Below are 13,248 nucleotides of genomic sequence, written 5' to 3'. Positions count from 1 at the left end.
CATTTGTCCTTTATCCCTTGGCGAGCGTTAGCACCCGCACAATCCCTGCCGCGCCTTCCGTGGCGCCCAGCAGTTCGACTCGCCCTTCCTCGATGACAGAAACCCGGCCGGCACCGAACCTGTCGCCCTCGCGCAACGCATGCAGCGTCGCGTCCAGGCGAATCAGCGCCACCCACCCCTCGCGATCACGCAAGTGCCCCACCAGCCGCGCCTGCTCCGTTGCGACACTGCCGCCCGCAACCACCGCACCCTCCACCGCTTCGAACGGATTGCGGGGTGTTATAGGTACCGATCCGTCCGGCGCCTGCGCGCCTTGCGCTTCGATGGCGCGATAGGCCTGTAAACGCAGGTGCAGGCGCAACACGCCGGGTAACTGTTCGTCCGCCGCTACCAGCTTCAACTCATGCACCGTCACCAACTTGCCCAACCCGCCGAGTCCGGCGAGAAACTGCTTCAAGCGCCGGTACTCACCCGATACCTGCACCTGCAAGGGCAGTTCGACATGGTTCGGCTGCACCTGCGCCTCCAAGGCCATGACCTGCTCGAAGGACAGTCCGCTACCCAGGCGCGCCAGGCTCTGCAGCAGGCTTGCCAGGCCATCGTCGTCGAACAGTTCGCGGCGGCCCTGGCTCAGGTCGGCCTGTACGTGCGCAACCTGCTCCCGATGAGCTGCCAGCGACTCCGCCTCCGTCGATCGCGCCTGCCATTGCTGCCACAACTCGTCATGTCGGGCCTGTACGCCGGCAAGCACATCGAGCTTCGCACGGCCGTGAAAGCCGTAGGTCAGCGCCGGCACCAGCAACAGGCACATACCCAGCAGCGCGGCCTTCGCCGGCCATGACCAGCGCAACAGCGCCCGCCAGTCCACGACGTCATCAATGAATGAAAGGATCATGACGACTCCAGCGACTGGAGACTGACCAGCAAGCGAAACCGCTCGCCTGCCGTGGATGACACCACTTCCTGCAGATCAGGCGCGCCCAGCCCAGGCGCCTGACGCAAGTTGCGCAGCAGTTGCGCCACTTGCGCACCACCACGGGCGAATCCGGACAGCCGCAACTCGCCGTCGGTCAATTGCAACTCATCGAGCCTGGCCCCTGGCGGGACGATCTCCATCAAGCGCAACAGCAAGTCGCCAGCGGACTGTCCCTTGTCCCGCAAGCGCTGCAACTCATTCCATTGGCCAAGCAACTCGTCGCGACGCTCGCGCAGCACCGATACCTGCTCAAGATCGCCAGCCAGCCCGACGATGCGCTCTGCCAGCCGCGCGTTGAACCCGGATTGCCGGTCCAGGTGCCGGTCCAGCAAGGTACCAGCCACCAGCGAAATCAATGTTCCCATCAGCAAACTGGCGCAAAGCAGTCCCTGCCAATAACGAATCGCCCGGCGCCGGTGCCATTCGCGCCAGGGCAGGAGGTTGATTCCCGGCATCAGCAATACCCTCGCATGGCCAACCCACAAGCCACGCCGAGCAACGGAGCAGCGTCGGCAAGTCCTTCATGGCTCCGCTGCGGCGCAAGCATGCCGGCCAAGGGGTCGAAGGTCCGGGTGGCAATCCCCAGGCGCTGCTGCATATATTCGGCAAGTCCCTCCCGCCTCGCTTCGGCACCGGCCAGCCAGAGCCTGTCCGGCATCGCGCCTGGCTCACGCAGCAGGCACTGGTCGACGAACTCAACCAGTTGTTCGAGAGCCGGCTCCCGCGGTAACTGGCGCTCGCTGAACGACAGCGAGCCGTCCACGCGAAAGCCATGGAACATCCAGCCATCGCGCTCTACCAGCACCAGCGCCGACAGTCCCGGCTCCTGCCGGGCCAGCACCCGCTGCCAGGCATGGCTGTCGATGTCGACGATCCGTGCGCGCAGCCCGGCCAGGCCCATGACCGTCTCCAGGCTGTCCAGCCACTCCTGGCGACAGGCGCTGAAGGCCACGTTGAGCATCCCCGGCTTGCCGGGCACGACGCGATAGTCCAGGGCGGCTTCCTCTACCGCAAACGGAATGAACTGCTCGGCCTCGTCGCGAAGCCGTTCGTCGATTTCCTCGTCGTCCAGCCCCGACGGCATGGCCACCGAATGCTGGATCACTGCCGTCGCCGGAACTGCCAGCGCGACCTCCCGGGCACTCGCTCCGCTGCGTGCCAGCGCCCTGGTCAAAGCCTCGGCCACGTCCTCGTGGGCGACCACCCGGCCATCCGCCAGGGCGCACGGCGGCAGCGCCTCGATCGCCCAACCGCGCAACCCCAGCCCACGTGGACGGCGCTCCAGTTGCAGCAACCTGACCGCGCCGGAGGCTATTTCCACCCCCAGCAGTGAACCGGTATCCCGTCCTGTACGTCCAAACATCCTGTTTTCCTCGTTCTGCCCTGAAAAAAGGCGACAAGCCGCCGTCCTGGCGAAGGCGGCGATAGCCGACCTTGACACCCGGTGCAAATCACGCGGGAAAGTGAAAATTGCTTATAATGCCGAGCGCTTTTTCCGGCCCGTAAGGCCTGCGCCCCCTCAAAACTCCAACTGGACACCCCAACGCCTTGATACGCCTGCTGAAGTTCTTCTGGTGGTCTTTCGTCGCAGTCATTAGCGCAGCCGTCCTCGGTCTGAGCGGCGCGTTTCTGTATCTTAGTCCCAGCCTGCCGTCGGTCGAGGCGCTGCGTAGCATCCAGTTGCAGATACCGCTGAGGGTCTACAGCAGTGACGGCAAGCTCATCGCCGAGTTTGGCGAAATGCGCCGCTCGCCGATCCGCTTCGCGGATATTCCCCCACACTTCATTCAGGCATTGCTGTCAGCCGAGGACGATAACTTCCTCAACCACTATGGTGTCGACCCCAGCAGCCTGATGCGCGCAGCGACCCAGCTGGTCAAATCCGGGCATATCCAGACCGGCGGCAGCACCATCACCATGCAGGTGGCGAAGAACTTCTTCCTCACCAGCGAACGCAGCTTCTCGCGCAAGACCAACGAAATCCTCCTGGCCCTGCAGATCGAACGCGAACTGACCAAGGACGAGATCCTCGAGCTGTACGTCAACAAGATCTACCTGGGCAACCGCGCCTACGGTATCGAGGCGGCGGCTCAGGTGTACTACGGCAAGTCCATCCGCGACATCAGCCTGGCGCAGATGGCGATGATCGCCGGCCTGCCCAAGGCGCCGTCGCGCTTCAACCCGCTGGCCAATCCGGCGCGGGCCAAGGAACGCCGCGACTGGATCCTCGGGCGCATGTACAAGCTGGGCAAGATCGACGAAGCCAGCTACCAGGCCGCCCTCGCCGAGCCGCTTAACGCCAGCTACCACGTGCCGACCCCAGAAGTGAACGCGCCGTACATCGCCGAGATGGCCCGTGCCGAAATGGTCGGTCGCTATGGCAGCGACGCCTACACCGAAGGCTTCCGCGTGACCACGACGGTTCCGAGCAACCTGCAGGAAATCGCCAACAACGCGGTGCTCGACGGCCTCACCAACTATGACCAGCGCCACGGCTACCGCGGCCCCGAATCGCGCCTGCCGGGCAAGACCCGCGCGGCCTGGCTGCAGGAACTGAACAAGCAGCGCAACATGGGCGGCCTGGAGTCGGCCATCGTTACCCAGGTCGACAAGACCGGTCTGCGCGTGTTGACCCGCTCCGGCGAGGAGGCGAACGTGGCTTGGGACACCATGAAGTGGGCCCGTCCGTTCCTCAACACCAATAGCCAGGGTCGCGCCCCTCAGCAGCCGGGTGATGTCGCCCAGGTCGGCGACCTGATCCGCGTGCGCCACATGCCTGACGGCCACCTGGCCTTCAGCCAGGTACCAGGCGCGCAGAGCGCGCTGGTGACCCTGGACCCGAACAACGGTGCGATTCGCGCCCTGGTCGGTGGTTTCTCCTTCGAACAGAGCAACTACAACCGCGCCATGCAGGCCAAGCGCCAACCGGGCTCCAGCTTCAAGCCGTTCGTCTACAGCGCCGCGCTGGACAATGGCTACACCGCGGCCAGCCTGGTCAATGATGCGCCGATCGTGTTCGTCGACGAGTACCTGGACAAGGTCTGGCGGCCAAAGAACGACACCAACACCTTCCTCGGCCCGATCCGCATGCGCGAAGCGCTGTACAAGTCGCGCAACCTGGTGTCGATCCGACTCCTGCAGAGCATGGGTGTGGACAGGACCATCGATTACATCGCCAGGTTCGGCTTCAACAAGCAGGACCTGCCGCGCAACCTGTCCCTGGCTCTGGGCACCGCGACCCTGACGCCGATGGAGATCGCCACCGGCTGGAGCGCCTTTGCCAACGGCGGCTACAAGATCAGCCCATACCTGATAGAGCGCATCGAGAGCCGCAACGGCGAGACCCTGTTCACCGCCAACCCGGCGCGGGTGCCAAGTGGTCACGAAGCCGCAGCCGGCATCGCCGCGCCGCAGCTCCAGCCGATCACCACCGATGGCCAGCCAGCGCCGTCCGGGCTGCCACAGGCACCGCAGATCGCCGAACGGATCATCGACGGGCGCACCAGCTACATTCTCACCAGCATGCTGGAAGACGTGATCAAGCGCGGTACCGGTCGTCGCGCCCTGGCCCTGGGCCGTGGCGACCTGGCAGGCAAGACCGGCACCACCAACGACTCCAAGGACGCCTGGTTCTCCGGCTACAACGCCGACTACGTGACTACCGTGTGGACGGGCTTCGACCAGCCGGAAACCCTGGGTCGCCGCGAATATGGCGGTACCGTGGCGCTACCGATCTGGATGAACTTCATGGGCCCGGCGTTGAAGGACCGGCCAGAGCATCAGTTGCCGGAGCCGGAAGGCATCCTCAGCCTGCGCATCGACCCGGTGAGTGGCCGTGCGGCGACCCCGAGCACGCCGAATGCGTACTTTGAACTGTTCAAGGCGGAAGATACGCCGCCGTCGGTAAACGAACTGGGCAATGGCAGTGCGCCGGGCAGCCCGCTGCCGGCGGATGAGGCGGCGCCGATGGATCTGTTCTGAAATCAGCTGCAAGCTTCAAGCGGCAAGAAAAAGCAGTCCGCAGCAACACGGCCTTTCTCTTGTAACTTGAAACTTGCAGCTTGAAGCTCAAAAAAAGCCCCGACTCTCACGAGCCGGGGCTTTTTGTTTACAGCGTCAGCGGATCAACCGTTGAACACTTCATCCACGCTGTTCAGCGGGTAGTGCTTCGGATACGGCAGGGTCGCAACGCCGGACTCGATGGCCGCCTTGGCTACCGCGTCGGAAACGACGTTCAGCAGGCGTGGGTCCAGTGGCTTCGGAATGATGTAGCCGCGGCCGAACTCCAGAGCATCGACCTTGTAAGCGTCGCAGACTTCCTTCGGCACTGGCAGCTTGGCCAGGTCCTTCAGGGCGTTGGCAGCAGCGATCTTCATTTCTTCGTTGATGCGCTTGGCGCGAACGTCCAGGGCACCACGGAAGATGAACGGGAAGCCCAGTACGTTGTTGACCTGGTTCGGGTAGTCGGAACGACCGGTGGCCATGATCACATCGCTACGGGTCGCGTGCGCCAGTTCCGGAGAGATTTCCGGATCCGGGTTGGAGCAGGCGAACACGATCGGGTTGGCGGCCATCGACTTCAGGCCTTCAGCGCTCAGCAGGTTCGGACCAGACAGGCCGACAAACACGTCAGCACCATCCAGGGCATCGGCCAGGGTGCGCTTGTCGGTGGCGTGGGCGAACACGGCCTTGTACTGGTTCAGGTCGTCACGGCCAGCGTGGATCACGCCGGAACGGTCGATCATGAAGATGTTCTCGACCTTGGCGCCCATGCTCACCAGCAACTTCATGCAGGAAATGGCCGCAGCGCCGGCGCCCAGGCAGACGATCTTGGCGTCGCCGAGGGTTTTGCCAGCGATTTCCAGGGCGTTGATCATGCCGGCTGCGGTCACGATCGCGGTGCCGTGCTGGTCATCGTGGAAGACCGGGATGTCGCACTGTTCGATCAGGGCGCGCTCGATCTCGAAGCACTCAGGCGCCTTGATGTCTTCCAGGTTGATGCCACCGAAGGTGATGGAGATGCGCTTGACGGTGTCGATGAAAGCCTGCGGGCTTTCCGAGTCGACTTCGATGTCGAACACATCGATGCCGGCGAAACGCTTGAACAGAACACCCTTGCCTTCCATGACCGGCTTGGAAGCCAGTGGGCCGAGGTTACCCAGGCCGAGAATGGCGGTACCGTCGGAGATCACTGCGACCAGGTTGCCCTTGCCGGTGTATTGGTATGCCAGCTCAGGATCGCGACCGATTTCACGCACCGGCTCGGCGACACCCGGGCTGTAGGCCAGCGCCAGGTCACGTGCGGTTGCGGTTGGTTTGGTGAGCTCGACGCTCAGTTTCCCCGGACGAGGCTGAGCATGATATTCGAGAGCGGCGGTTTTCAGGTCTGACATGGTGGGCATTCCGCTTGTTTACTGTTCTGACGGACCGCCGAGGATACGCAAAGAGCAATGGGCCGACAAGACTGCCCGGTCACCAGTGTCAAGGCCTTTAACCTACGACTTTCAGCCAAGACCCGCGTAGTTCAAGGCTTTCAGTGTGTACAATCGAATTAAAAAATGTTCACAATTTTTAGCTTTCGATCCTCTCCAGCATGCTCGCATCGCTCAATGGCAGCAACCAGCGCTTTCCTCGGGCTGACGAGCCGTTGTTGCGGGAACGATCCAGCACCCAGCCGCGAACTTCGACCCGTTGCCCCTTGAGACCAGCAGTGAAGGAAAGAGGAACGCTGCGCGGCACACCTACCACCAGTGAATGGTCGATTTCCAGGCGGATGGCGCCACGATGACGACGAATTGCACTGACCTTGCCCCGGACCACGGCAAATCCGGAACGGCGCAATTCACGCGTGGTGACCAGCGACGGCTTGCGCCAAAGGCCAATGCCCGCCTGGCGCGCAGACGTTTCGGCACGGCGCTGGCAGGCTACCAGACGGTTGTTTGGCGCAACCGCCACCCGGTAGCCAAGACCCTCGCTGAGCAGGCGGGCGGCCAGATTGTCGCCAGAGCCCGCGTACACATGGGCCAAGGTGCGACCATATTTGTCGTGCGCCTCGCGCCCAGCCACCAGGCTGACCCGACCACCGCTCTCTCGCACCAACGCCTTCAGACGCCGACGAGCGGTCTCGGCCATGGGTTCACTCCGCTTGCCCTTGCGCCCGATTTCCGGAGCATTGATGCCGATCAGACGGACGCTGCGACCGTCGGCCAGGCGCAAGGTGTCGCCATCGATCACCCGCCGCACCTCCACCGCCTTCCCTCCTGCCGGGGCCGGACAGAAGGCCTGAGCCGGTGGCTGCCAGATCGCGGCCATAAAAAAAGCGCCCACAAGGGGCGCTTTCTTCAGCAACGTGGGAAAACCCACGCGCAGAATTACTTCTTGGTGCCGAACATGCCGAAACGGTCGGCGAACTTCTGTACGCGGCCGCCGGTGTCCAGGACTTTCTGCTTGCCGGTGTAGAACGGGTGGCACTCAGAGCAAACGTCGATCGCCAGTGGCTTGGCCAGAGTCGAACGGGTTTCGAATTTGTTGCCGCAGCTGCAGGTGACTGCAACTACTTCGTAAGTTGGGTGAATATCAGCTTTCATGGTGATTTCCTCGACTGCGTGCCGCCATCCAACACCATTGTTGAATACCGCACGTAATTAGGCGGCGAATAATACCAGAGGCGCCCATCAACGCAAGGTGTCGCTCGCACCAACCGTCGTCTGCTAGGCTCGCGGGCATCTGGAATCATCCTTACAGAGAATTCTCCGCGTGTCCGACGTCATTCTTCGCCTTGCCCTGCCCTCGCCACTGCGGCGACTGTTCGACTACAGGGGCACGGCGAGCATGGCCCGGCAAGCGCTGGCGCCGGGCATGCGCGTGCGCGTGCCGTTCGGCCGGCGTGAGATGATCGGCATTCTCGTGGAGGTCGCCGAACACAGCGAAGTCCCGGCGGACAAGCTCAAGCCGGCTATCGCCCTGCTCGATCCGGTCTCACCGTTGCCGCCCGCCCTGTTCAAGCTGTGCCTGTGGACTGCCCAGTATTACCAGCACAGCCTTGGCGACACCCTAAGTTGGGCGTTGCCGGTGCTGCTGCGCCAGGGCGAGCCTGCCGAGGCACGTCAGGAGCGTTTCTGGCAGATCGCTCCGAATGCGCGCTTCGACGACCCACGCATCGCCCGTGCCCCACGTCAGCGCGAGGCCCTGACCACCCTGGCCCAGCACCCTCACGGCGTCGCCCATGGCGTGCTGGGCAAGCTCGGCCTGAGCAAGGACAGCCTCGACCTGCTGCTGGCCAAGGATCTGGTGCAGGTGGAAGTGCGCCGCCACGCGCCGCAGGCACGCCATGAACACTGGCTGGCGCAGCCGGAACTGCCGCTGAACGACGAACAGCGTGCCGCGTTCCATGCCGTGCGTGCCGGTTTCGGTACCTTCCATGCCTTCCTCCTGGCCGGAGTCACCGGCAGCGGCAAGACCGAGGTCTACCTGCAACTGATCCGCGAGACCCTTGAGGCCGGCAAGCAGGCGCTGATCCTGATCCCGGAGATCAACCTCGGGCCGCAGACCCTGGCCCGCTTCGAGCAGCGCTTCAATGCCCGTATCGCCCTGCTGCATTCGGCGGTCAACGACCGCGAGCGCCTGGACGCTTGGCTGGCCGCACGCGATGGTGAGGCCGACATCATCATCGGTACCCGTTCGGCGCTGTTCACCCCGATGAAGAATCCGGGGCTGATCATCATCGACGAGGAGCACGACGGCTCGTACAAACAGCAGGAAGGCCTGCGCTACCACGCCCGCGACCTGGCCCTGGTGCGGGCGCGACAGGAAAACATCCCGATTCTTCTGGGCTCGGCGACACCATCCCTGGAAAGCCTGCACAACGCCCACTCCGGGCGCTACGGCCTGCTGCGCCTGAATCACCGCGCTGGCGGCGCCCAGGCCCCGCGCTTCCTGCGCCTGGACGTGAAGAGCCGGCCTCTGGACAGCGGCATCAGCGGCCCGATGCAACAGGCCATTGCCCAGACCCTGGCGGCGGGCCAGCAGGTACTGGTTTTCCTCAACCGCCGCGGCTTCGCCCCGACCCTGCTCTGCCACGATTGCGGCTGGCTCTCGGAATGCCCGCGCTGTGACGCGCGGATGACCGTGCACCAGCGCTCCGGCGAACTGCGCTGCCATCACTGCGGCCATGAAGAGCGCATCCCGCGCCAGTGCCCGCAATGCAGCCACGTCGATCTGCGACCGGTAGGCGCCGGCACCGAGCGCGCGGAGGAACGCCTGAGCATCCTCTTCCCTGATTACCCGGTACTGCGGGTCGATCGCGACAGTACCTCACGCAAGGACGCGATGAACCAGCTGTTCAACACCATCCAGCGTGGCCAGCCGTGCATCCTGGTGGGCACGCAGATGCTCGCCAAAGGACACCACTTCCCGCGGGTCACCCTGGTAGCAATCCTCGATGCCGATGGCGGGCTGTTCTCCGGTGACTTCCGCGCCAGCGAGCGCATGGCGCAACTGATCATCCAGGTCGCCGGTCGCGCCGGGCGTGCCGAGGAACCGGGCAAGGTAATCATCCAGACCCACCTGGCCGACCATCCTTTATTGGTGCAACTGACCGAGGAAGGCTATTTCGCCTTCGCCGAGCAGGCCCTGAGCGAACGCCGCGCCGCCGGCCTGCCGCCCTTCGCCCACCTCGCCCTGCTGCGCGCCGAAGCGCACAAGCCGGGGCAGGCGGAAAGTTTTCTCGACGAAGCCTGTTCCGCCGCCGAACGATTGCTGGCCGAGCAGGGTCTGCATGGGATCGAATTGCTCGGTCCGGTGCCGGCACCGATGGAGCGCCGGGCCGGACGCTTCCGCGCGCAACTGCTGTTGCAGGCCAGTGCGCGGGCGCCGCTGCACCGCTTGATCAGCGCCTGGCTGCTAGTGTTGGAGGGGCTGCCGAGCGGACGCCAGGTACGCTGGTCACTCGATGTGGACCCGGTGGACCTGTACTGACCCCGGCAGCAAAGGTTGGCAACCCATGCCCGGCAACGGATAATGCCCAGTTTTTCCACCTGCGCCTCGAAGCGCCACCGCGCTTGCGGTCGAAAGAGAATCCCATGAAAGACACCATTCGCCAGCTCATCCAGCAAGCCCTGACCCAACTCACCGCCGAAGGTGTGCTGCCTGAAGGGCTGGCGCCGGCGATCCAGGTGGAGAACGCCCGGGACAAGACCCACGGCGATTTCGCCAGCAACATCGCCATGATGCTGGCCAAGCCGGCTGGTCTGAAACCGCGCGACCTGGCTGAGAAGCTGATCGCCGCGCTGCCGGCCGACCCGCAGGTGAGCAAGGTCGAGATTGCCGGCCCCGGCTTCCTCAACTTCTTCCAGAACACTCAGGCCCTGGCTTCGCGCCTGGATGCCGCCTTGGCCGACGCCAAGCTCGGCGTGCACAAGGCGGGCGCTGTGCAGAAAGTGGTCATCGACCTTTCCGCGCCGAACCTGGCCAAGGAAATGCACGTCGGCCATCTGCGTTCCACCATCATCGGCGACGCAGTGGCGCGGGTCCTGGAATTCCTCGGCGACGAAGTGATCCGGCAGAACCACGTGGGCGACTGGGGCACCCAGTTCGGCATGCTCCTGGCCTACCTGGAAGAGAACCCCATCACCAGCGACGAGTTGTCGGACCTGGAGAACTTCTACCGCGCGGCGAAAAAACGCTTCGACGAGTCCAGCGAATTCGCCGACCGCGCCCGCGGCCTGGTGGTCAAGCTGCAGGCTGGCGACGCCGATTGTCTGGCGCTGTGGACGCGCTTCAAGGACATCTCGCTGTCGCACTGCCAGAAGACCTACGAGCTGCTCAACGTCAAGCTGACCATGGCCGACGTGATGGGCGAAAGCGCCTACAACGACGACCTGGCCAACGTGGTCAGCGACCTGAAAGCCAAGGGCCTGCTGGTCGAGAGCAACGGCGCTCAGTGTGTATTCCTCGAAGAATTCAAGACCGCCGACGGCGAGCCGCTACCGGTGATCGTGCAGAAGGCCGATGGCGGCTATCTCTACGCCACCACCGACCTGGCCGCCGTGCGCTACCGCAGCAATGTGCTGCACGCCGACCGCGCCCTGTACTTCGTCGACCAGCGCCAGGCCCTGCACTTCCAGCAAGTGTTCGAGGTGGCCCGCCGCGCCGGCTTCATCACCCACCCGATGCAGACCGAGCACATGGGCTTCGGCACCATGAACGGCGCTGACGGCCGCCCGTTCAAGACCCGTGATGGCGGCACCGTGAAGCTGATCGACCTGTTGACCGAAGCCAAGGAACGCGCCTACGCCTTGGTGAAGGAGAAGAACCCGGAGCTGCCGGAAGACGACCTGCGCGCCATCGCCAAGGTGGTCGGCATCGGCGCGGTGAAGTACGCCGACCTGTCCAAGCATCGCACCAGCGACTACAGCTTCAACTTCGACCTGATGCTCAACTTCGAAGGCAACACCGCGCCGTACCTGCTCTACGCCTACACCCGGGTCGCTGGCGTGTTCCGCAAGCTGGGCAAGGACTTCAACGAAGTCGACGGTCAGATCGTGCTGCAGGCCCAGCAGGAACAGGACCTGGCCGCACGCCTGGCGCAGTTTGCCGAGATTCTCAACAACGTCGCCGAGAAGGGCACTCCGCACATCCTCTGCAGCTACCTGTACGACGTTGCCGGCCTGTTCTCCAGCTTCTACGAGAATTGCCCGATCCTCGCTGCCGAAACTCCGGAGCAACAGCAGAGCCGCCTGCGCCTGGCGGCCCTGACCGGTCGTACCTTGAAACAGGGCCTGGAGCTGCTGGGCCTGGAAACCCTGGAGCGCATGTAACTTGGCAGCCAAGAAAAAACCTGCGCCCAAGCGCGGTGCCAGCCGCAACCAGGCCCCGGCCAAGCAGCCGATCCCGGGCTGGATGTGGCTGGCGGCGGGCCTGACCATCGGCGCCTTCATCGTTTTCCTGATGAAGCTGGAGCCGGGCCGCGACGACGTGAAGCGGGAGAAGCCGGAGCAGCAGAAGGCCGAGAAGATCGCCGAGGCGAACAAGACGCCGCCCAGCCCGCAGCAGCCGGTGAAGCCGAAGTACGACTTCTACACGCTGCTGCCGGAATCGGAAGTGATAGTGCCGCCCGAGGCCGTGCCGGAGAAAACCCCGCCGGTGCCGGCGCAACCCCCGGTAACCCCGGCGGAAGCGGCGAAGATCGACACCGCCCGGGCCCAGGCCGCACTGAACGGCGAAGTCCCACCGCCAGCACCGCCCGTGATCAAGCCGGCCGCGACCACGCAGTTCTACCTGCAGGCCGGTTCGTTCCGCAAACAGGCGGATGCCGACAAGGTGCGCGCGCAGATCATCCTGCTCGGGCAGTCGGTACAAGTGGAGTCCGGTACGGTCAAGGAAGAGACCTGGTACCGGGTGCTGGTCGGGCCGTTCAGCAACCGCGAACAACTGACCGTGGCGCAGAAGCAACTGGCGGGCAGCGGCTTCAACAACCTGCTGTTGCAGCAGCGTCAACTCCGCCAGCAGTAGAACCATCGCCAAACGAAAAGGCCCTGATCACGATCAGGGCCTTTTTCTTAGTAGCGCCCTTGGGCGTTCTTGATGGAGATCTGCGTGTTCAGCGTCCACAGGTCATACAGGATGCCGACCAGAAACAGTCCACCGGTGAACAGGTAGATCACACCGGTGATCCACTTGCCCTGGTACATGCGGTGCACGCCGAACACGCCGAGGAACGTCAGCAGCAACCAGGCAATGTTGTAGTCCAGTGCGCCGGGCTGGAAGCGCAGGTCCGCCTCGCGGTCCATGGCCGGGATCAGGAACAGGTCGATGATCCAGCCAATGCCCAGCAGACCCAGGGTGAAGAACCAGATGGTGCCGGTCACCGGCTTGCCGTAGTAGAAGCGGTGTGCGCCGAGGAAACCGAAGATCCACAGCAGGTAGCCGAACAGCTTGCTGTGAGTGTCAGGACGACCTGCCTGTTGATAACCGTTCATTCATAGCCTCGGAGGGTTAGCAAAAAATTTTCTAAGGAAAGATGTGACTTTTTCTGAACTTGCCGACAGATGACACTTTTGAGACGACCAGTGGATCAGAAATCGACCGAAAAGCTGTTATAAAGTTGCGCGCCAACACTATAAGAGCCTTGCCTAATGCGTTCATTTTTCAAGACATGGCTGACCATTTGCCTATTATTGCCCCTGGCCGCCCACGCCACCAACCGTGAGCAACGTCTTCCCAACGGCTATGTCGGATACACCGCCAACTCCACGGCAGTCCGCTCGAACAAG

At 63.7% G+C, this 13,248-nt stretch carries 11 protein-coding genes and 1 pseudogene; 5 read left to right on the top strand and 7 right to left on the bottom strand.

Annotation, left to right across the window (positions count from 1 at the left end):
- Positions 1–10: 10 nt before the first annotated feature.
- The 3 genes from AC5QPF_RS02120 to pilM are packed head-to-tail and all read right to left on the bottom strand — an operon-like array spanning position 11 to position 2,339.
- A complete protein-coding gene (locus tag AC5QPF_RS02120; protein WP_494961812.1) occupies positions 11–895 on the bottom strand; it encodes a type 4a pilus biogenesis protein PilO in 885 nt (294 codons plus the stop codon).
- Entirely contained in the window at positions 892–1,431 is a 540-nt protein-coding gene (locus AC5QPF_RS02115) for a PilN domain-containing protein (protein ID WP_494961811.1), read from the bottom strand. Before AC5QPF_RS02115 ends, AC5QPF_RS02120 begins: the two co-directional genes overlap by 4 nt.
- Positions 1,431–2,339, bottom strand: coding sequence for a pilus assembly protein PilM (pilM, locus tag AC5QPF_RS02110; RefSeq protein ID WP_494961810.1), 909 nt, complete (start codon positions 2,337–2,339; stop codon positions 1,431–1,433). The genes AC5QPF_RS02115 and pilM overlap by 1 nt, the downstream gene beginning before the upstream one ends.
- 188 nt (positions 2,340–2,527) lie before the next feature.
- On the opposite strand from pilM, the gene AC5QPF_RS02105 reads away from it, so the two are divergent.
- Positions 2,528–4,957 carry a PBP1A family penicillin-binding protein gene (locus AC5QPF_RS02105; RefSeq protein WP_494964110.1) on the top strand — a complete coding sequence of 810 codons (2,430 nt, stop codon included), beginning with the start codon at positions 2,528–2,530 and terminating at the stop codon, positions 4,955–4,957.
- 143 nt (positions 4,958–5,100) lie between these two features.
- On the opposite strand, the gene AC5QPF_RS02100 is transcribed toward AC5QPF_RS02105, so the two are convergent.
- From AC5QPF_RS02100 to rpmE, 3 genes are all read right to left on the bottom strand, one after another.
- Positions 5,101–6,369 (bottom strand): malic enzyme-like NAD(P)-binding protein, encoded by a 1,269-nt coding sequence (locus tag AC5QPF_RS02100; protein WP_494961809.1) that lies wholly within the window; start codon positions 6,367–6,369, stop codon positions 5,101–5,103.
- Between the two features lie 178 nt (positions 6,370–6,547).
- Positions 6,548–7,288: a thermonuclease family protein gene (locus AC5QPF_RS02095; RefSeq protein ID WP_494961808.1), complete on the bottom strand. Its 741-nt coding sequence runs from the start codon at positions 7,286–7,288 to the stop codon at positions 6,548–6,550.
- A gap of 59 nt (positions 7,289–7,347) precedes the next feature.
- The gene (gene rpmE / locus AC5QPF_RS02090; protein WP_494961807.1) at positions 7,348–7,563 is read right to left on the bottom strand and encodes a 50S ribosomal protein L31; all 216 of its coding nucleotides are present in this window, start codon (positions 7,561–7,563) and stop codon (positions 7,348–7,350) included.
- A 169-nt stretch (positions 7,564–7,732) separates the two neighbouring features.
- Here rpmE and AC5QPF_RS02085 point away from each other — a divergent pair, with 169 nt between their 5' ends.
- The 3 genes from AC5QPF_RS02085 (at position 7,733) to AC5QPF_RS02075 (ending at position 12,487) form a co-directional block, all read left to right on the top strand.
- On the top strand, positions 7,733–9,952 hold the full coding sequence (locus AC5QPF_RS02085) for a primosomal protein N' (protein WP_494961806.1): 2,220 nt from the start codon (positions 7,733–7,735) through the stop codon (positions 9,950–9,952).
- A 104-nt stretch (positions 9,953–10,056) separates the two neighbouring features.
- Positions 10,057–11,793, top strand: a complete 1,737-nt coding sequence (gene argS, locus AC5QPF_RS02080; RefSeq protein WP_494961805.1) for an arginine--tRNA ligase — start codon at positions 10,057–10,059, stop codon at positions 11,791–11,793.
- A gap of 1 nt (position 11,794) precedes the next feature.
- On the top strand, positions 11,795–12,487 hold the full coding sequence (locus tag AC5QPF_RS02075) for an SPOR domain-containing protein (RefSeq protein WP_494961804.1): 693 nt from the start codon (positions 11,795–11,797) through the stop codon (positions 12,485–12,487).
- A gap of 47 nt (positions 12,488–12,534) precedes the next feature.
- On the opposite strand, the gene AC5QPF_RS02070 is transcribed toward AC5QPF_RS02075, so the two are convergent.
- Positions 12,535–12,954, bottom strand: a complete 420-nt coding sequence (locus AC5QPF_RS02070) for an NINE protein (protein WP_330073618.1) — start codon at positions 12,952–12,954, stop codon at positions 12,535–12,537.
- Between the two features lie 156 nt (positions 12,955–13,110).
- On the opposite strand from AC5QPF_RS02070, the pseudogene AC5QPF_RS02065 reads away from it, so the two are divergent.
- Positions 13,111–13,227, top strand: a pseudogene (locus tag AC5QPF_RS02065) (peptidase P60); the annotation flags it as partial.
- Positions 13,228–13,248 lie beyond the last annotated feature (21 nt).

The organism is Pseudomonas sp. Con_6, from assembly GCF_059379395.1.
This window is presented reverse-complemented; position numbering and strand designations above follow the sequence as displayed.

What these genes read in the sequence shown, in the direction of transcription:
- AC5QPF_RS02120 (WP_494961812.1), bottom strand. Translation starts at nt 895, where the DNA reads ATGATCCTTTCATTCATTGATGACGTCGTGGACTGGCGGGCGCTGTTG.
- AC5QPF_RS02070 (WP_330073618.1), bottom strand. Translation starts at nt 12,954, where the DNA reads ATGAACGGTTATCAACAGGCAGGTCGTCCTGACACTCACAGCAAGCTG.
- AC5QPF_RS02115 (WP_494961811.1), bottom strand. Translation starts at nt 1,431, where the DNA reads ATGCCGGGAATCAACCTCCTGCCCTGGCGCGAATGGCACCGGCGCCGG.
- pilM (WP_494961810.1), bottom strand. Translation starts at nt 2,339, where the DNA reads ATGTTTGGACGTACAGGACGGGATACCGGTTCACTGCTGGGGGTGGAA.
- AC5QPF_RS02095 (WP_494961808.1), bottom strand. Translation starts at nt 7,288, where the DNA reads ATGGCCGCGATCTGGCAGCCACCGGCTCAGGCCTTCTGTCCGGCCCCG.
- AC5QPF_RS02100 (WP_494961809.1), bottom strand. Translation starts at nt 6,369, where the DNA reads ATGTCAGACCTGAAAACCGCCGCTCTCGAATATCATGCTCAGCCTCGT.
- argS (WP_494961805.1), top strand. Translation starts at nt 10,057, where the DNA reads ATGAAAGACACCATTCGCCAGCTCATCCAGCAAGCCCTGACCCAACTC.
- rpmE (WP_494961807.1), bottom strand. Translation starts at nt 7,563, where the DNA reads ATGAAAGCTGATATTCACCCAACTTACGAAGTAGTTGCAGTCACCTGC.